The sequence below is a fragment of the Bradyrhizobium sp. HKCCYLS3077 genome (assembly GCF_051167555.1).
Classification (GTDB): domain Bacteria; phylum Pseudomonadota; class Alphaproteobacteria; order Rhizobiales; family Xanthobacteraceae; genus Bradyrhizobium.
The window spans coordinates 176107-195012 of the sequence record NZ_JBNPTH010000009.1 but is presented as its reverse complement, the minus strand read 5'-3'; the positions used below and the strand labels follow the sequence as shown (position 1 = coordinate 195012).

At 65.7% G+C, this 18906-nt stretch carries 15 protein-coding genes; 10 read left to right on the top strand and 5 right to left on the bottom strand.

Annotation, left to right across the window (positions count from 1 at the left end; all coding sequences use genetic code 11):
• Positions 1 to 29 precede the first annotated feature (29 nt).
• Genes bufB through ACQR0Z_RS31030 form a run of 3 tightly spaced genes read left to right on the top strand, consistent with a single transcriptional unit; the run spans position 30 to position 2210 of the window.
• On the top strand, positions 30 to 935 hold the full coding sequence (gene bufB, locus ACQR0Z_RS31040; RefSeq protein WP_434921166.1) for an MNIO family bufferin maturase: 906 nt from the start codon (positions 30 to 32) through the stop codon (positions 933 to 935).
• The gene (locus ACQR0Z_RS31035) at positions 925 to 1704 is read left to right on the top strand and encodes an HvfC/BufC N-terminal domain-containing protein (RefSeq protein ID WP_434921165.1); all 780 of its coding nucleotides are present in this window, start codon (positions 925 to 927) and stop codon (positions 1702 to 1704) included. Before bufB ends, ACQR0Z_RS31035 begins: the two co-directional genes overlap by 11 nt.
• Positions 1704 to 2210 carry a DoxX family protein gene (locus ACQR0Z_RS31030; protein WP_434921241.1) on the top strand — a complete coding sequence of 169 codons (507 nt, stop codon included), beginning with the start codon at positions 1704 to 1706 and terminating at the stop codon, positions 2208 to 2210. Before ACQR0Z_RS31035 ends, ACQR0Z_RS31030 begins: the two co-directional genes overlap by 1 nt.
• A gap of 54 nt (positions 2211 to 2264) precedes the next feature.
• On the opposite strand, the gene ACQR0Z_RS31025 is transcribed toward ACQR0Z_RS31030, so the two are convergent.
• Both ACQR0Z_RS31025 and ACQR0Z_RS31020 read right to left on the bottom strand, forming a co-directional pair.
• Positions 2265 to 3407 carry a patatin-like phospholipase family protein gene (locus ACQR0Z_RS31025; RefSeq protein ID WP_434921164.1) on the bottom strand — a complete coding sequence of 381 codons (1143 nt, stop codon included), beginning with the start codon at positions 3405 to 3407 and terminating at the stop codon, positions 2265 to 2267.
• Positions 3408 to 3457: 50 nt separating this feature from the next.
• Positions 3458 to 4282 (bottom strand): 3-hydroxybutyrate dehydrogenase, encoded by an 825-nt coding sequence (locus ACQR0Z_RS31020; RefSeq protein ID WP_434921163.1) that lies wholly within the window; start codon positions 4280 to 4282, stop codon positions 3458 to 3460.
• A 178-nt stretch (positions 4283 to 4460) separates the two neighbouring features.
• Between ACQR0Z_RS31020 and ACQR0Z_RS31015 the strand changes: the two genes are divergently transcribed.
• Entirely contained in the window at positions 4461 to 5348 is an 888-nt protein-coding gene (locus tag ACQR0Z_RS31015) for a LysR family transcriptional regulator (protein WP_434921162.1), read from the top strand.
• Positions 5349 to 5357: 9 nt separating this feature from the next.
• On the opposite strand, the gene ACQR0Z_RS31010 is transcribed toward ACQR0Z_RS31015, so the two are convergent.
• On the bottom strand, positions 5358 to 6065 hold the full coding sequence (locus ACQR0Z_RS31010; protein ID WP_434921161.1) for a peroxiredoxin-like family protein: 708 nt from the start codon (positions 6063 to 6065) through the stop codon (positions 5358 to 5360).
• A 295-nt stretch (positions 6066 to 6360) separates the two neighbouring features.
• Between ACQR0Z_RS31010 and ACQR0Z_RS31005 the strand changes: the two genes are divergently transcribed.
• Positions 6361 to 6843: a cupin domain-containing protein gene (locus tag ACQR0Z_RS31005; protein WP_434921160.1), complete on the top strand. Its 483-nt coding sequence runs from the start codon at positions 6361 to 6363 to the stop codon at positions 6841 to 6843.
• Between the two features lie 112 nt (positions 6844 to 6955).
• The gene (locus ACQR0Z_RS31000; protein WP_434921240.1) at positions 6956 to 8161 is read left to right on the top strand and encodes an MFS transporter; all 1206 of its coding nucleotides are present in this window, start codon (positions 6956 to 6958) and stop codon (positions 8159 to 8161) included.
• A 116-nt stretch (positions 8162 to 8277) separates the two neighbouring features.
• Here ACQR0Z_RS31000 and ACQR0Z_RS30995 read toward each other — a convergent pair whose 3' ends face one another.
• Both ACQR0Z_RS30995 and ACQR0Z_RS30990 read right to left on the bottom strand, forming a co-directional pair.
• Positions 8278 to 9126 (bottom strand): alpha/beta fold hydrolase, encoded by an 849-nt coding sequence (locus ACQR0Z_RS30995; protein ID WP_434921159.1) that lies wholly within the window; start codon positions 9124 to 9126, stop codon positions 8278 to 8280.
• Positions 9127 to 9213: 87 nt separating this feature from the next.
• Entirely contained in the window at positions 9214 to 9765 is a 552-nt protein-coding gene (locus tag ACQR0Z_RS30990) for a carboxymuconolactone decarboxylase family protein (RefSeq protein WP_434921158.1), read from the bottom strand.
• Positions 9766 to 9878: 113 nt separating this feature from the next.
• Here ACQR0Z_RS30990 and ACQR0Z_RS30985 point away from each other — a divergent pair, with 113 nt between their 5' ends.
• The 4 genes from ACQR0Z_RS30985 to ACQR0Z_RS30970 all read left to right on the top strand — a co-directional run bounded on the left by ACQR0Z_RS30985 (position 9879) and on the right by ACQR0Z_RS30970 (position 17666).
• Positions 9879 to 10799 carry a LysR family transcriptional regulator gene (locus ACQR0Z_RS30985; RefSeq protein ID WP_434921239.1) on the top strand — a complete coding sequence of 307 codons (921 nt, stop codon included), beginning with the start codon at positions 9879 to 9881 and terminating at the stop codon, positions 10797 to 10799.
• A 279-nt stretch (positions 10800 to 11078) separates the two neighbouring features.
• Complete coding sequence (locus tag ACQR0Z_RS30980; protein ID WP_434921157.1) at positions 11079 to 11321, top strand: type II toxin-antitoxin system Phd/YefM family antitoxin; 243 nt, start codon at positions 11079 to 11081, stop codon at positions 11319 to 11321.
• Positions 11322 to 11325: 4 nt separating this feature from the next.
• Positions 11326 to 11757, top strand: a complete 432-nt coding sequence (locus ACQR0Z_RS30975; RefSeq protein ID WP_434921238.1) for a type II toxin-antitoxin system VapC family toxin — start codon at positions 11326 to 11328, stop codon at positions 11755 to 11757.
• A gap of 1334 nt (positions 11758 to 13091) precedes the next feature.
• Positions 13092 to 17666, top strand: a complete 4575-nt coding sequence (locus tag ACQR0Z_RS30970) for an autotransporter domain-containing protein (protein WP_434921156.1) — start codon at positions 13092 to 13094, stop codon at positions 17664 to 17666.
• Positions 17667 to 18906: the final 1240 nt, after the last annotated feature.

Here is an 18906-nt window from a genome sequence, read left to right as displayed (position 1 = left end):
GGTGACCAACAGGGGCAGGGGAGAACAGCATGACAGATGCGGTCGCGTTGCCGGAATCTATCCCCATGCCCCTGTGCTTCCCTCCGCCGCTCGGGGGTGTGGCAGGGACCTGCTTCAAGCATGAGCATCTCCCCGCCATTCTCGGAGAGCCGCCGCAGCGCGGCTTCTTCGAGGTCCATGCCGAGAACTACATGGGCGCCGGCGGCCCGCCGCATCGTGCGCTGGAGCATATCCGCCGCGATCATGCGCTGTCGCTGCATGGTGTCTGCATGTCGATCGGCGGTCCGTCCCCGATCGATCGCGACCATCTCGCCCGGTTTCGCGCGCTCGTCGCGCGGTATCAGCCGACGCTCGTCTCCGAACATCTGGCATGGTCGACGCACGCCAGCAGCTTCTTCAACGACCTGCTGCCGTTGCCCTACACCGCGGCAACGCTGGCGCGGGTCTGCGACCATGTCGACGAGGTCCAGGAGGCGATCCGGCGGCCGATCCTGCTGGAGAATCCCGCCACCTACGTCACCTTCACTGATTCCACGATCAGCGAAACCGATTTCCTTCGCAGCGTGGCGCAGCGCACCGGCTGCGGCCTGCTGCTCGACGTCAACAATGTCTTCGTCTCCGCGACCAACCACGGCTTCGCGGCACTGGACTATTTGAATGATTTTCCGCTCGCGATGGTCGGCGAGATCCACCTCGCCGGCCATGCCGAGCAGCGCGACGACGATGGCGATGTGCTGCTGATCGACAGCCATGACGGACCGGTGGCCGATGCCGTCTGGAAGCTGTTCGAGCTCTTGATCGCCCGGAGCGGACCGCTGCCGACCCTGGTCGAGTGGGACAGCAACATCCCGGAATGGCAGGTGCTCAAGGCCGAGGCGGCCGCAGCGCAGCGCATTCTCGATCGAGCCGCCGAGGGCACGCGCCATGCAGCCTGACGCATCGTTCGACTACGCGGGGGCATTTGCCGCGGGCCTGCTCGCACCGGGCGCGGCGGCGCCGGCCGGCGTCACCGGGCCGGGCGGAAGGCCGGCAGGCCGCCGCTATGACGTGTACCGCAACAACGTCACCGTGAGCCTGGTCAATGCGCTGGCTGCGATCTATCCGGCGGTGCAGCGGATCACGGGCGAGGCGTTCTTTCGCGAGATGGCGCGCAGTCATCTGCGGCAGACCCCGCCGACATCACCGCTGCTGTTCGCGTATGGCCGAGACTTCCCGCGCTTCATCGAGGCCTATCCGCATGCGGCGGAGCTGCCGTGGCTCGCCGATGTCGCGCGGATCGAGCGTACCTGGCTGGACGCCTATCATGCCGCCGACGCCGCGCCGCTGGCGCCGGCAATGCTGTCGATGATCCCGCCGGATCGGCTCGCCGACGCCGTGTTCATTCCGCATCCCTCCACGCGGCTCGTCCGCTCGACCTTTTCCGCAGTCACGATCTTTGCCGCGAACCGGACGGCCGAGCCGACAGGGCGCATCGATGCGTCGAGCGCCGAGGACGCTCTCGTCGTCCGTCCGGAATTCGACGTCGAGGTCCGGCGGCTGCCGGCTGGCGGCGCGATCTTCGTCGCCAACCTGATCGACGGCCGGCCGCTCGGCGAAGCTGCTGCGCTGGCTTTCGAGGCCGATCCGCGGTTCGACCTCGCCGCCAACATCGCAGGCCTGATCGAGGCCGGCGCCTTCACATCCGTCACGTCGGGACATCCATGATGACTACAGAGCAGCGGTTTGCAGCCGGTTCGAACCTTCCGTCACTCGGCGCGCTCGCCGACCGAGCGAAGCAGCTCGTGCAGATGATCGCGCCGCCTTCCGTGGCGCAACTGGTGCTGCGGGTCGCGCTGGCGGTGCCGTTCTGGCGATCGGGGATTCTGAAATGGGACGGCTTTCTCAAGCTGAGCGATACCGCCGTGACCCTGTTCACCGACGAGTTCATGCTGCATCTGCCCGGCGGTCCCTATCATTTTCCGGCGCCAGGCGTGATGGCCTTCATGTCCGGCTGCGGCGAGGTCACGTTGCCGGTGCTGCTCGTGCTCGGTCTGGGGACGCGGTTCGCGGCACTGGGCCTGCTGTTCATGACCGCGATCGTCGAGCTCACGGTGCCGGACGGCTGGCCGCTGCATATCACCTGGGCGGCCATGGCGCTTGCGCTCATGGCCCATGGCGGCGGGCGCGTCTCGCTCGATCATCTCATCTGCGCCTGGCGCAGCCGATCCTGATCGAAGCCAGGCTGGCGCTGCTCTTTGCCGTCGCGACGGCGCGCGGAGGAGTCGTCACTCCGCCGCGATCGGCATCTCGTCCATGTGCTCGTGCAGGACCACGCCCGAGAGCGCGTCGAACTCGCCGACCCACGGCTTCCGCTGCAGAACGGATTGGGTATGGGCGTAGCCGGCGTCCCAGCGCTGCATGATGCCGGAGGGGCTGAAGTCGATGTCCTTGGTATGGGTCTCGTGGTCGAGCTGCGGCGCGAGCAGGCGGACCACATGCATCCGCGTCGAACAGCCGTAGCTCACGAGCTCACGGACACCCGGATCGTTGCGTTCGCTCTCCGGCAGACGCGCCGCGAGCTGATTGATGACATGGCGGAGGCGGTGTGCCTGTTGCTGCCGCGCAATCTGGCTCACGATGCGGCTGGAGTATTGCACGTCCTTGTGACGGTTCAGCACCTCGGCCATCGTCGTCGGCTCGGCGCCGACCGGATTCCAGAGATGGACGGCGAAGATCAACGAGTTCCTGCGCGGATTGTCGTCGAACACGGCTTCGGTCGGCGTGTTCGAAAGAATGCCGCCGTCCCAGTAAAGTTCGCCGTCGATGCGGATGGCGGGGAATGCCGGCGGCAACGCGCCCGAGGCCATGATGTGCTTCACCGTGAGCTCGCCGTCGCGGCTGTCGAAATAGCGCATCTGGCTGCTGCGGACATGCGCCGCGCCGACGGTCAGGCGAGGCGCGCAGCGATTCAGCAGATCGACATCGACCAGATCGGTCAATGTCGTCTCCAGCGGGGCCGTCGAATAGAAGCCGGCATAGTCGGCGCCGAGCGGATAGGAGAAGCCGGCATGGGCGAGCGGGTTGGGACGAAAGAAGCCGGGAATGCCGCTGGTGATCGTCGACCAGTAGGACAGGCGTTCGTTGAACCCCGGAAAAGCGGAACGCAGAGTCCAGACAGGATTTTGCTCCATTCGCTTCCAGAATTCGCGCAGCCGCGACAGCCGCCGGTCCGGCGCATTGCCGGCGATCAGGCTGGCATTGATGGCGCCGATCGAGGTGCCGATGATCCAGTCCGGCTCGATGCCTGCTTCATGCAGCGCCTGGTAGACGCCTGCTTGGTAGGAGCCGAGGGCACCGCCGCCCTGCAGAACCAGCACGGTCTGGCTCGGCTCGTTGTTGGCCGCGTTTGCAGCGTGTACGGCTTTCATGTGCAGCTCCCTCGCCATGTCTGATTTAGGTTCTGAGACCATGGGACGTCTCAATGCGCGGTCCATCCGCCGTCGACCGGCAACGCTATTCCCGTGATCGAGGCCGCGGCTGTGCTCGACAGGAACACAGCGACGCTGCCGATTTCATCGACCGTCGCGAAACGTTTGTTCGGCTGCTGGGCCAGCAGCACGTCGCGGATCACCTGGTCGCGCGAGATGCCGTGGGCCTTGGCCTGTCCGTCGATCTGCGCCTCGACCAGCGGCGTGGAGACATAGCCGGGACAGATCGCGTTGCAGGTGATGCCCGCTTCGGCCGTCTCCAGCGCCGTCACCTTGGTCAGGCCGAGGATGCCGTGCTTGGCCGCGATATACGCGGCCTTGAACGGCGAGCCGACCAGGCCATGAGCCGAGGCGACATTGATGATCCGTCCGAAGCCGTTCCGGCGCATCGCCGGCAGCGCCAGGCGCGTGGTGTGAAACGCCGACGACAGGTTGATCGCGAGGATCTGATCCCATTTCTGCGGCGGAAACTGTTCGAGCGGCGCGACATGCTGGATGCCGGCATTGTTGACGAGAATGTCCAGCCGGCCGAAGCGAGCGGTGGTCGTTTCGATCATCTCGGCGATGGAGTCGGGGGCCGTCATGTCGGCCGGGGAGTAGGTCACTTCGACCCCGCATGCGGCCGCGATCTGCTCCCGGGTCGTTTCGATCTCCGTCGCATCGCCAAAGCCGTTCAGCACGATGTCGGCGCCAGCCCCAGCGAGCGCGCGTGCGATGCCGAGCCCGATGCCCCTGGTCGAGCCGGTGACCAGCGCTACCCTGCCGGCCAGGGTGCCGGTGGTAACCGGTGACGGCATTTGCGCAGTAACGTTCATGGCCGATCCCTCGTAGATGTCGGGGTGTCCGATGTCGCTCACAGTCTGAGGGGCCGGCGGATGAGATGGAAATGCTGCATGGCTTCCGAAACGATACGCGAGCGCTATTGCGGCCCGGATGTCCTTCAGCCCGGTTTTTGCTATTCAGTCACGAGACACAGGAGCAGGGAGGCGATCGATGGAAATGCACCAGGTCCGCTACTTCCTCGCCGTCGCACGGCTGCTCAACTTCACGCGGGCCGCCGAGGAGTGCAACGTCACGCAGCCCTCGCTGACGCGCGCGATCAAGCAGCTCGAGGCGGAGCTCGGCGGCGACCTGTTCCGGCGCGAACGGCCGTGCGCCCAGCTGACCGAGCTTGGCCAGCGCATGCACCCACTGCTGCAACAGTGCTATGAGGCCGCGCTCGGCGCCCGGTCGCTGGCGTCCTCGTTCAAGAGCGGCGAGGTCGGGGCGCTGCAGATCGCGCTCACGCATTCGATCGATCTGGCGTTGTTGATCCCGCATCTCGAACAGATCAAGCGGCAGTTCAACCGGCTGGAGTTTCGCTTCCTTCGCGGCGACAGCCGCGAGGTCGCGGACTATCTGAAGAAGGGCGAGGCCGAACTCGGTCTTGCCGCCGAGATCGACGAGAGCTGGGATCGGCTCGATGTCTGGCCGCTGTTCACCGAGCATTTCGAACTCGTCGTGCGGACGGATCATCCTCTCGCCGGCCGCAACCCGGTCGAGATCGATGATTTGCGGGCCGAGCAGCTGTTGAGCCGGACCTATTGCGAGCACCGCAACCGGATTTCCGACAGTCTGCGCGAGCACGGCCTCGACATCGACCGCAGCCATGAGATCAGCTCGGAGCGCGACCTCATCGCGCTCGTCCAGGCCGACATCGGCATTGCGATGATGCCCCACACCTCGCTGGTGCCAGATACGCTGAAGCGCACCGCGATCGCAGGTCTCGATGCACGGCGGACAGTGAATCTCTACGGCGTCGCCGGCCGTCAGCGCACGGCTGTGGCCTCGGCCGTCATGCGGATGCTTCGCGGCGCCGACTGGCGCGGCATTGCGGGCTGAGACGAGCGCTCAGCTTGCCCTGCTTAGCGCCGCGACGAGGTCCTCGACATCCATGCGCCGGCGGAAATCGGGATCGACGAAGCGCGACGCCACCGTGCCGTCGCGGCCGACCACGAACACGGCGGGGATCGGGAGCATCCAGCTATCATTGCCGTGAAACCTTGCGAGGTCCTGGTGCGACAGCAGCTGCTGGATCTCGTGGCCGAGCCAGATCGCGAGGTTCAGCGACAGCGCATAGCCGTTGTCGAGATCGGTCAGCACCGGAAAGCCCGCGCCGCAATCGGACTTGAACCTGACCGTGTACTCCTGGGTCTCCGGCATGATGGCGACCAGCTGTGCGCCCATGGCTGCGATCCGCGGCTGGGCCTCGATCACGGCGCGGACGTTGAGCCGGCAATACGGACACCAATGGCCGCGGAAGAACATCACCGCCACCGGGCCCTGGGCCAGCAGGGATGAGAGCGCCACGAGGCGTCCGTGCTCGTCGGGCAGGATGAAAGGGGGCATCGCTTCGCCGGGCCTTGGCGCATTGGCGCCGCCGCCGTTCTCCCCGAGCCGCTCGACCAGCCGGTCCACGGCCGCAGCATAGGCGGGGAAGATCTCCCGCCCTGCGTCGGCATAGGCGCGCAGCTGTTCGTTCAGAGGGCCATCCATCTCGCGGCAGCGCTCAAACGCGAGCTTGAGCCGTTCGGCATCGGCGGGAGAGAGAGCGGTCATGGTCGGCTCCGGCAAGAGCTGCAGAATAGGGCGGCCGCGCCGTTCCTGAAAGGGCGCCGACGCGCTCCGTGCGGCAAACCACGCTAGCGATCGACTTCGGCGGTCGGAAATGCCGATGTCCAATCAGTTCGATAGCCGCTGCCAATCGCGATCGAAGCTCGGAGCGGCGCGTTCGTCCCGATACGGATAGCTCCACGCTATCGTCCCGGAACACACTCGGCATTTCAGGAAACCTCGGCCCGCGATGACAATGCCATCACTGCCTTCCAGGCACCATCAACCGAGGAGACTCCCGATGTTCCAGCACGTCCCCCTTACGCGCGCATTGTCGCTCGGCCTCGCCGTCTTCGGCGCGGCCGTCCTGATCGCGCAGCCCTCGTTTGCCGGCGAATGTCCGGCGGACAAGATGAAGCCGAATGCGCGCACCATGGTCGATGATAAGCCCGTCGGCGTGACCGACGTGACGCTGGGATCGATCGATCTGGAGAAGCAGCCCGCCAACATCAAGGGCCGCGAACTGCGTTTCCGCAAGCTGACCATCGCGCCCGGCGGCATCGTGCCCTGGCACAGCCATGACGACCGGCCGGCCCTGATTTTCGTGCAGCAGGGCGAGATCGTCGAATACGCCTCCAACTGCGTCGATCCGATCGTGCACAAGGCCGGCGACATCCGTCCCGAGGTGCATGGCACCTCGCACTGGTGGAAGAACCTCGGCACGGAGACCGTCATTCTCTATGTCGGCGACGTGCGCCGCGATCCGCACGATCACAACATGTGACGACCTGGACGCAACGCATTCGTCTCGTCGAACGGCTCGTTGCCCGACGTGACGTCCCGGCACCGCGTGCGGGGCGTCACATTGTCCCCTTCGTTCAGGAGCGCCTCCCATGATGACGGACATGTCCGCGGCATCGATGACGCGAGCCGCACGAGCTGTGGTCGGTCATCCGCCCAACGCTGTACGGCGCTCGCTCATCATTGGACTGACCGCCTTTCTCACCGTGGTCGATCTGTTCGCGACCCAGGCGATCCTGCCGGTGCTGACGCGCCATTACGGCGTGACGCCCGCGGCGATGGGCTTTGCCGTCAACGCCTGCACGATCGGCATGGCCGTCGCGAGTTTCGTCGTCGGCCTCTTCAGCCCGTGGATCAATCGCCGCGCCGGCATTCTGCTGAGCCTCATCCTGCTTGCCGTGCCGACCAGCCTGCTGGCGGTGGCTCCGGGCCTGACGACCTTCACGGCACTCCGTGTCATGCAGGGTCTGTGCATGGCCTCTGCCTTCGCGCTGACGCTGGCCCATCTCGGCGAGCAATGCAGCACAGCCGATGCCGGCAGCGCCTTTGCGGCCTACATCACCGGCAATGTCGCGAGCAATCTCGTCGGCCGCATGATTGCTGCGGCGGGGGTCGATCACCTCGGGCTGGCCTGGAACTTCCTGCTGTTCGCCGCCCTCAACCTGGCCGGCGCCGTGCTGGTGTCTGCGACGATCCACGGCGTTGCGCCGATCAGCGAGGCCAAGACCGGCGAAAGCCCCTGGAGGGCTCTCGCTGCACACTGGCGCCATCCGCGTCTGCGCGCGGCGTTCGGCATCGGCTTCTGCATCCTGTTTGCTTTCATCGGCACGTTCACCTTCGTCAACTTCGTCCTGGTGCAGCCGCCGCTCGCGCTCGGCATGATGACGCTCGGCGTCGTCTACTTCGTGTTCGCGCCCTCGGTGGTCACGACGCTGCTGGCGGGCCCGGTCGCGGCCCGGTTCGGCACCCGCGTCACGCTCTGGGCAGCGCTGGCCCTGGCCGCGTCCGGCCTGCCGCTGCTGCTCACCGCGCACCTCGCCCTCGTGCTGGGCGGCATGGTGCTGGTGGCCGTCGGCACCTTCTTCGCGCAGGCGGCCGTGACCGGCTTCGTCGGGCGAGCAGCGAGCGAGAATCGCGGCATCGCCAGCGGCAGCTATCTCGCCTGCTATTTCTTCGGTGGCCTCGCGGGCAGCGCGCTGCTCGGCCAGCTGTTCGACCGCCACGGCTGGACCGCCTGCGTCGCTGGAATAGCGCTTGCGCTCGGCGTGGCCGCCGCGCTGGTGTCTTGGCTCAAGGAGTAGCTGGACCTGCGATCCCCGGCCATTCCCGGGTGAGGACCCCCGCCTCGCATCCTGTGTCGTTCGGGCAGAAGCGGGGGTCCAGGCGTTCGGATCGGGCTGACTTGGCGCGGACGATCTCAGCCGAAGCTCGCCTTGATCTCGGCGGCGACCGTGGCGGCGTTCTCGTCGAGGACGAAATGGCCGGCATCGAGCCAGACGAGGCGGGCGTCGGGCAGGTCGGCGAGATAGGCCTCGGCGCCGGCGGGAACGAAGAACGGATCGTTCTTGCCCCAGACGATCAACGTCTTCGGGCGATAGGCGCGGAAGGCCTGGTGCCAGCTGTCATACAGCGCGACGTTGGTCTTGTAGTCCTCGAGCAGGTTCAGATGCGCCGCATCATGGCCGGGGCGATCGAGCAGCGCCTGATCATGCGTCCAATTGTCGGGGCTGATGGCCTCCACATTGCGGGCGCCGACCTGATACTGGTACTTCGTCGTCTCGGCGGCAAGCAGCCTGCGGGCGGGGGCCTCGCTGGCCGCATCGCGCTTCTCCCACAGCGGCAGGAAGACTTGCGCTGGCATCTCGCCCACACCGGCCATATAGGCATTGGTGTTCTGGATCACGAAGCCGGTGACGGCCTTGGGGTTGCGCGTGAACAGCCGGAAGCCGACGGGGCCGCCATAGTCCTGCATGTAGAGGATGTAGGAGCTCAGTCCGAGCTGCTCGATCAGCCCGGCGACATGTGCGGTCAAATTCTCGAAGCTGTAGTCGAACGCGGCAACCGATGGCGCATCCGACTGGCCGAAGCCGATGTAGTCGGGAGCGATCACGTGAAACCGGTCCGCCAGCAGCGGGATCAGGTCTCGGAACATGAAGCTGCTGGTGGGAAAGCCGTGCAGCAGGAGGATGGCCGGATGTGTCGGATCGCCGGCTTCGCGATAGAACATTTGGCGATCATGGACGGTGGCGAACTTGTAGAGAGTCACGGGGGAAGCTCCGATGAAGGGGTGACAGGCGCTTGGCGCGTGAGGACAGCCGGGACCGTCCTCACGCCTTTGGGGGGCCCTTGGGGGTCAGGCGGCCTTGCTGGCTTCGACGACCGGGAAGTCGATCTCGGTCTTGAACACTTCGTTGAAGAAGTTGGTCCAGCTGTTCAGAGCGACGTGCTGCACGATCTCGATGACCTCTGCGTCGGTGTAGCCCGCGAGCTTCACGGCAGCAAAATCGGCATCGGTGACATGACCACGATTCTGCGCGACCTGCGCCGCGAAGCGAACGGCTGCGTCGGCCCTCGGATCCTTGGACGCGCCGTTGCGGTTGGCGGTGATCTCCGCGTCGTCCAGCCCGGCGAGGTTGCGGCCGAGATAGGTGTGGGCCGAGAGGCAGTAGCTGCAGCCGTTGATTTCGGCCACCGCCAGGGCGATCCGCTCACGCGTCGCAGCGGGCAGCGAGCCCTTGCCGAGCGCGCCGGACAAAGCGAGATAGCCTGAGAGCGCCTGCGGGCTGAGCGCGATGGCGCGGAACATGTTCGGCGTGCTGCCGAGCTGCTTGGCGACGCCTTCAAGCAGCGGACGCGAGGCTTCGGGCGCGTCGGCGATGGTGGCGGGGGTCGGGATGCGGGTCATCTGGTGGTCCTTTCGTGGCAGCCGTGCTGGCTGATGACCCCCATCTACGTTCTTCCATTTTTGAGCAGTAGACGCTAATTTCGAGAGCCGAGGTTTCAATTATTGGAAGAATGATGGACCGCTTCGAAGCGATGCGGACGCTGGTGGCGGCGGTGGATGGCGGCAGCCTCTCGGCGGCATCCCGTGCGCTCGGCGTGCCCCTGCCGACGGTCAGTCGCTGGATGTCCGAACTGGAGGCGCATCTCGGCGCGCGGCTCTTGGTGCGGACCAGCCGCAAGCTGATCCTGACCGAGGCCGGCGAAGCCTTCGCGGCCGTGGCGCGGCGCCTGCTCGACGACCTGGCCGAGGCGGAGCGCGCGGCCAGCGGCGAGTATCGCGAACCGCGCGGCGAGTTGCTGGTGACGGCGCCGATCATGTTCGGCAAGCTTCATGTCGCGCCGCTGGTCCATGCGTTTCTCGCCGCCTATCCGCCGGTCAGCGTGCGGCTGATCCTGTCGGACCACGTCATCGATCTCGTCGACGCGCATGTCGACGTCGCGGTCCGCATCGGCCGCATGCCCGACAGCCAACTCATCAGCCGCCAGGTCGGCCATGTGCGCTGGATCCTCAGCGCCAGTCCGGATTACCTCGCCCGCCGCGGCGAGCCCGACGACCTCGAGGCGCTGCGCGATCATGATTGCATCGCCTTCGAAGGATTGCAGACCTACCGGAGCTGGACGTTCGGCAGTGGCGCCAGCGAACGCACGGTGCCGATCAAGCCGCGGTTTTCGGTCAACACGGCCGACGCCGTGGTGGAGGCAGCGGCGGCCGGCCTCGGTGTCGCGCGCCTGATGTCCTACCAGGTCGCGCCGGCGATCGCCGACGGCCGGCTGGTGCAGATCCTGCACCGTCAAGACGATCGCCCGACGCCGGTCAATCTCGTGCACCAGCCGCAGCCGGTCCAACCGCTCAAGCGCCGGGCTTTTCTGGACTATGTTGCGCCGAGGCTGAGCCTTGCGCTGGAGAAGATCGAAGAATCCCTTGGGAAGGCATGAGCCCAACTGGGCGCTGCGATGCGGTGGTCTGTATGGAACTAACAAACGACTTGTTGCTGTGCCGGCAACAGCATCCGATAGTTGATGAACAGAAGATCGGCATGACCCCGCAAAATATTTCTGTGAAATCAAGACCAAAGGAATTCGTCGGTCTTGCGCTGCAAGGGCCGCGAGGAGCTCATGGTCTTCCGGGCAGGCGCCTAGGCGCCCAACGGCTTGCCGCGGCGGGTCTTCCGCCCTACAATGACTACTGTAGTCATATCTAAAAGTGGGAGAACCATGCGCGAGATTCAGCTTCGGGATGCCAAGGCCAACCTCTCCGCCGTGGTCGATGAGGCGATGGAGGGCAAGCCGTCGGTCATCACGCGTCACGGCAAGCGCGAGGCAGTCGTTTTGAGCTATGAGGAGTGGGAACGCCTATCTCACGTGCCGAGCTTTGGACGGCTGTTGATGGCGGCGCCGCTAGCGGCGGTTGATGGGCCGGAGCGCAATCCGTCTCCGGCACGAACCGCCGATTTCTGACGTCGTGTATCTCGCCGATACCAACGTCATTTCGGCGGCGGCGCCAGGACACCCTGTCCCTGCCGCGCTGGTCGATTGGATGGATGCGCAATCGGCGTCGCTGTTCATATCGGTCGTGACGGTCGCGGAGATCGAGGACGGGATCGCGAAGCTGCGGCGGTACGGCGCCACGCGCAAGAGTGCCGACATCGCCGCGTGGTTGGAGACGGTCGTACATCTCTACGCTGACCGCATTCTTCCTTTCGACATCGAGGCTGCCCGGATCGCCGGCGCCTTGACGGATCGGGCGCGGGGGCTCGGTCATGCGCCGGGATTTGCCGACATCATCATCGCCGCGACCGCGCGCCGGCATCAACTGACCATCCTATCCCGCAACCTCCGCCATTTCGAGCCGCTGGGTGTCGCTGTGCGCGATCCGTTCGCGGCGTTGCCGTGAACGTGGCGGGATGAGGTCGTTGCTACAACAGTGCATGTAACTTGCTCCTCGACCCGCATGTCCGGACGTCGGCAGTTCAGGACTCGCGCGAGGTCATTGCTGCGTCTTTCGCGCGAGATAACGGACGCATTTGGTGCGTTCCTGACCGCCCGGACGACTTTCAACCCTCACCCTGAGGAGCACGCCGCAGGCGGGCGTCTCGAAGGGCGAGGCCCCGGCTGTGGCCTCATGGTTCGATACGCGCCGCCACGAGCAATCGTCGCGGGGCAGGCTGCGGAGAACGGCGCTCCTCACCATGAGGGGAGAGTACCGAAATCTACGCAGCACGTGGGCCCCGAGCAGCGTGTTCATGGAGAGAGCGAACGCTAGGTAGCGCTGCGTTGACGTCGGGTGGTGTCGCTGATCGGCTGACTAATCATCCACCCGACGGGCAATCCTCGCATAGCCCACATGCACCAACTGCCCGTCGTGCCAGTTTGTCGCGCACTTCTCCCTTGTCACGTCGGGCAAATCACGCCCACATTCTCGTACATCCCGGCTCGCTGAAGAGGGACGTTTCGCGATCGTCATGAAGCGTCGAGCCGGAGAGGCGGCGGGCGCGTTGCTCTGCAGCCGGGTGTCAAAAGCCCGTGCCGACGAACGGAGCGAGGCGACGGCGAAGTGGCGTGGTCCTGGTCTCCCGACGCTGAGACCAAGCCGGTGGTGATGATGATCCGCTGGCGACGGGGGCAAGACAGCCGGTCCCCGGGGAGAGTGCCTATAACCCGCAAAACCGTCGCGCAGGGAAGGCCGGATATTGGGCTGAACCTGTGGTTCTACTGCGTGCTTGTTTGCTGCACGCGGACCGCGGGTGTCAGTCGATACCGGGTCTTCCCTGCGCCTCTTCTTCGGAAGGAGAGGTCCATCGATCGCAAAGCTCGGGCGCATCTCGCCGCGGGAGTGCTGAGCCATGCCTGCCGTTTGAAACTTATAACGCGCATCCGTGCGATCTCGCCTGCGAGGCGGGCCATCGCACAGGTGATCTGAAGCCCCTCCGCGGCGTGGGCGAAGGTCAGTCATGCCGCACTGTTCAACGGCACCGCTTCGCTCCGGAACAGCTCCGCATGGGTTCCACCCCGGGGAGAATCGTCGGGTTCCCGCGAAGACACCGAACAAAAACTGCATGCTTCTGATCTTCCGTTGCCTGGTACACGACGTGCAATTTACAAGCATTCCGAGTCGAGCGCGATCGCCGCGATCGTGGACCTTTGCAAGACGTGGTTGACAACATGGCGCGAATGCCAGCGACGGGCCCATCAACGTCCCGCGATTTCTGTTTTCACGAGCGACGATGTGTGCCTTCGTGGCGCGCCGCGCTGCTGGCGAGCGCAAGCTGGCTCATCATCGACACCAGCGCCGGCTACGCTCAGACCTACATCACGAACTATCAGACGATCTCCAGCCCCAACCAGTTTGGTTCACCGATCTACCTGCAGGGCGGACAGCTGAGCGCGGTCTCCTCGCTCGCGAGCATTGCAGCCTATATCAGCGTCGACGACAACCAGTCCGGCACGCTTTCCGTCCAGAACGGCGGCTCCGTGACCGTCTTTCTGGGACGGCTGGGCACTAACGCCTCGTTTCACTTGGGCTCCGCGAGCGAGCAAGGCACGATCGTCGTCAACTCCATATCCAACTACGGGCAGCCCACGGTGCATATTGACGGGGGCTATGTGCTGTCCGGATGGCAATTCGCCGTTGCGCTCGGCGGCTTCGCGAGCACCACAGTGGCCGCAACCGCCTCGCTCGACTTCAATGGCAATGCAGGTCAGGTCCGCAACCTGCAAGGGAGCGGCAACATCGGCAACCTCGGCGCCCCGATCACCGTGGACGGCGGCAACTATGCCGGCAGCATCACGGGCGCAAGCCTGCTCACATTTCTGCACACCACCACTTGGACGGGGACGGCAGGTTCCATCCAGGCCTATCTGGTCGACAGCGGCGCAACACTGACAACGTCGGGCGGCGCGACGATGAGCGCCACGGCTCCGCTGACGGTCGACGGAACATATAATCTGAACACCAGCGAAACCGTCGGCTCGCTTGCGGGGGCGGGCAATTTGGTGATCGCCGCTGGGCAGACGCTGACCGCGGGCGACGACAACACCAGCACCACCTTTTCCGGCGTCATAGACGGCGCGGGCGGCCTGACCAAGAATGGCACCGGCACCCTCACCCTGAGCGGCACCAATAGCTACAGCGGCAATACGACGCTGAACGGCGGCACGCTGCGGATGGGCACGGCGAACGCCATCGCCGCGACGAGCGCGCTCATCGTTTGGGGCGGCACGTACGATCTGAATCATTTCGGCCAGAGTGTCGGCGGCATCAACGGCAACGGCGGGACCACCGTTGCCCTGGGCACGGCAACGCTGACGCTCGGAGGGGCCAACAACAATACTGGCTATTTCGGCAACATCACCGGTAGCGGCGGCCTGGTCAAGACAGGGACGGGCGTCCAGGATCTCTACGGCATCAACAGCTATTCCGGCGCAACTGTCGTGGACGGGGGCGTTCTGCGCGTCACCAGTAGCGGCACCCTGCTGAATACGCCGACGATCGACGTTTACAACAGCGGCACCTTCAGCCTCGGGACCGCCAATGGGCTGTCAAACTCTGTCGGGATCACCCTGCATGATGCCGGCTCGAGTCTAGCGCTCGGCGTCGATCAGACCATCGGGTCCCTGGCCGGTGGCGCCGGATCCTTCGTTCATCTGAGTTCAGGAAGCCTGACTACGGGGACCAACAATGGCAGCGGCGTGTTCGCCGGCGAGATCGACGGCAACGGCGCGCTGACCAAGGTCGGCACCGGCGCACTCACGCTTTCCGGGAGCAACAGCTACACCGGTGCGACCACCGTCAGCGCGGGCTCGCTGTATGTCAACGGTTCAATCGCCAATTCCTCGGGCGTTACTGTCGCCGCGGGCGCACTGCTTGGCGGCTCCGGAACGGTGTCGTCGACCGTGGTGAACGGGACGCTGTCGGCCGGCAACTCGCCGGGCACGCTGAGCGTCGCGGGAGATCTCACGCTTCATTCGGGAGCGACCTCGATCTTCGAGCTGAACACGCCAGGCGTGGTCGGTGGCAGCAATCCAGCGACCGGCAACGACCTCGTCAATGTGAGCAACAACCTCACGCTCGGCGGCACCCTCGACGCACGGATTGCCGCGGCCGGCTTCTATCGCCTGTTCACCTATGGCGGCACGCTGTCTGGCGATTTCGCGGCCAAGGTGCTGACGTCGACCACCTCAGGCTTCACGATCGCCACCGCGCAGCTTGAGACCACGATTCCCGGCCAGGTCAATCTGTCAGTGCTCGGCATCGGACAGAACCTGCAGTTCTGGGACGGCGCCGACAGCACCGGCAATGGCACCGTCAACGGCGGTGCGGGCAGCTGGAGCGCCACCGGCACCAACTGGACCGGCAGTCCCGGACAGGCGGCGATCAACGGCCTCTGGGGCGGATCGGTCGGCGTGTTCGCTGGCGCAACGGGCGGCGTGGTGACGGTCGCCGGCCGTCAGAGCTTCGACACGCTGCAATTCTCCACCAACGGCTACACGCTGAGCGGCGGCTCGCTGGCAATCGCGCCCGCCAGCGGCAATGCCAGCGTCTTCAATGTCGACAACAACATCTCCGCCACGATCGCATCGACGGTCGTCGATGGCAGCGGCACCGCGTTGAGCAAGGCCGGTGGCGGCACGCTGGTGCTCACCGGCAGCAACAGCTACAGCGGCGGTACGTTTCTCACCGGCGGCACCGTGTCGGTCTCGTCGGACACCAATCTGGGCCTTGCCAGCGGCGCACTGACATTCAGCGGCGGAACCTTGCAGGTCACCGGAACGTCGTTTTCGGGGACCTCCCGTGCGATCACGCTCGCAGCCGGCGGCGGCGGGTTCGACATCGCCGACGTGGCGAACACGTTCATGCTCAACCAGGCGCTCTCCGGGGCCGGTGGCCTGACGAAATCCGGCGCAGGCACGCTGGTGCTCGCGGGCGCCAATACTTATCAGGGCGGCACCACTATCAAGGGTGGCGTGCTCCAGGTCTCCGCGGACAACAATCTCGGCGCCGCCGGCAGCGCCATCAGCTTCGGCGGCGGCGCGCTGAGCACGCTGAGCAGCTTCACCAGCGCGCGCGGCCTGGCTTTCACGGGCGCAGGCGCGATCGACACCGCAGCCGGCACGGTCGTCGGTTTCGACGGCGTGATCAGTGGCAGCGGCTCGTTCACCAAGAGCGGCGACGGAAAGCTCACACTCGGCGGCGACGGCAGCGGGTTCAGCGGCGCGACCACGGTTGCCGCCGGCACGCTGGCGGTGAATGGCGTGCTCGGCGGCACGCTCGCGGTGGACGCCGGGGCGCGGCTGCAAGGCAATGGCACGGTCGGACCGGTGACGCTCGCCGCGGGTGCAACCATTGCGCCGGGCAACTCGATCGGTACGCTCAATGCCGCAGGCAGTCTCGTCTTTTCGCCCGGCTCGATCTACGAGGTCGAGGTCAACGCCGGTGGACAACACGACACCATCGTGGCGAGCGGACTGGCGACCTTGTCCGGCGCCCACGTCAATGTCCTCGCCGGAAGCGGCAATTACGGGCTGCACACCAACTACACGATCCTCACCGCAGCGGGCGGGCTCTCCGGCACCTTCGCGGATGTCAGCTCCAACTTGGCCTTCCTGACGCCGAGCCTCAGCTACGATGCGCAGAGCGTGACCCTGACGCTGACCCGCAACAGCACGGATTTTGCTGCTGTCGGAGACACGCCGAACCAGCGCGCCATCGGCGCGGCCATCGACCACCTCGGCAGCGGCAACGCCGTATGGAGCGCCGTGCTGCAGACGGACGAAGCCACAGCGCGTCACGCCTTCGACCAGTTGTCCGGCGAGATCCATGCCTCGAACCGCGCCGTGCTCCTGCAGGACAGCCACATCGTGCGCGACGGAGTGATGGACCGCCTGCGCAGCGCGTTCGCGACCGCAGGCGCACCGTCCCTGCCGATGATGGCCTATGCGGCTGCCGACGCCGCGCAGCCGGCGGGTACGCCCACTCACGACGTCGTGCTCTGGGGCCAGGCGCTCGGCGCGTGGGGTCATCTCCACAGTGACGGCAATGCCTCGCGCGTGAGCCGCTCCACCGGCGGCGTGCTTGCGGGCGCCGATGCCCGCGTCGGCGACAGCGACTGGCGCGTCGGATTCGTCGGAGGCTACAGCCAGACGCGACTTGACGTGACAGCGCTCGGAGCCTCGGGCACGAGCGACAACGCCCATGTCGGTCTCTATGCGGGGACCGAATGGAGCGCACTGGCGCTCCGCGCGGGCTTGGCTAGCAGCCGGCAGAACCTGGCTGCGAGCCGGACCATCGCGCTGCCCAATTTCGCCGATCGGCTGACCTCTTCGTACGGCACCTGGACCACGCAGGTGTTTGGTGAGCTGGGCTATCGCATGCAGATGGGTCGCTTCGATCTCGAACCGTTCGCCGGCGCTGCCTACGTCAATATCGCGAGCGATGCCTTTCGCGAGGCGGGCGGCGCTGCTGCGCTGACTGGACATAATCCAACGGCACAGACGACATTCACCACACTCGGCACGCATGCCGCGACCGGCTTCGATTTCGCCGGCGTCTCCACCACGGCCCGTGCGACCGTCGGATGGCGCCACGCGTTCGGCACCGTCGCACCAATCACGATGGTCAGTTTCGGGGACGCCGTTCCCGTCGCCATCACTGGAACGCCGCTTGCCCGCAACACCGCCGTGGTCGAGGCCGGGCTCGACGCGCGGATATCGGCGCAGGCGACGGTCAATCTCTCCTACACCACACAGGTGTCGCAGTCTCTCCGCGACCAGTCGTTCCGCGCCGGGCTCAATCTGAAGTTCTAGTCGGATGAAGGGTGCGCGGGCTGTTGAAATGTTCGGCGTCAATCAAACGAATCTCCGCTATTTCACCTGGGCTACGCTTAGTTCGGTCCGGACAGAGTCGCCCTCTCGACCAGCGTAAAATCTGAGCGAGCCTTTGGCATTGCCGGTTTTAACTACAACGTGCTGCTTCTTCTGATCGCGATCGAAGACAATTTCCGCCATTGAGGTGCTGACCGTCGCCCCGCGCAGCGCAGGCGGACAGCACGCGTCGGTTCAGCTTGATCTCGGTATCGGTCAGCGGCCGACGGGCAACGCGCGCATGTCCGGCATGCCCCGCATGCGCTAACTGCCCGTCGTGCCAGTTTGTCGCGCACTTATCACTTGTCACGTCGGGCAAATCACCTGCACATTATCGCGCATCCCGGCTCGCTGAAGAGGGACGTTTCGCGATCGTCATGAAGCGTCGAGCCGGAGAGGCGGTGGGCGCGTTGCTCCGCAGCCGGGTGTCAAAAGCCCGTGCCGACGAACGGAGCGAGGCGACGGCGAAGTGGCGTGGTCCGGGTCTCCCGACGCTGAGACCAAGCCGGTGGTGATGATCCGCTGGTGACGGGGGCAAGACAGCCGGTCCCCGGGGAGAGCGCCTATAAGCCGCAAAACCGTCGCGCAGGGAAGGCCGGATATTGGGCTGAACCTGTGGTTCTGCCGCGTGCTTATCTGCTGCACGCGGACCGCGGGTATCAGTCGATACCCGGTCTTCCCTGCGCCTCTTCGTTGGAGGAAGAGGTCGATCGATGACAAAGCTCGGGCGGATCTCGCCGCGAGACGGCGAAACCATGCCTGCTGTTTGACACGTGGAGACATGCGGCGGGAGGGAGCGCGAGAGGATCGCGGGCGCTCCGATTGAGAAGGCCGCGGGGCAGACGGGAGCGATATGACAGCCGTGCCTTCGCTCCTCGCCGGAGCGCTACGACGACATCCGCAGCAGATGGCGCACGGCGGTTCGATCCCGTCGCAGCCGTCGCGTACGAACCGGAACAATCCGAAGCTCGTTTGCAAGCGGAGTCATCGCTGAATTGAGCAGGGGCTCGGCCCATAAAGTCGACCTCGTTGGAAGGGAGGGGATTGTCGATCTGGCGCACCATCATCGAAGGCCACAGCGCCGGGAACCCGGGCTTCGATCACGACGGACCCCGCGCTACGGTGGGCGTTCGCCTTGCCGCGCAAGGGCGGCAAGAGGGGGCGCGGCGATTGCGACCCATAT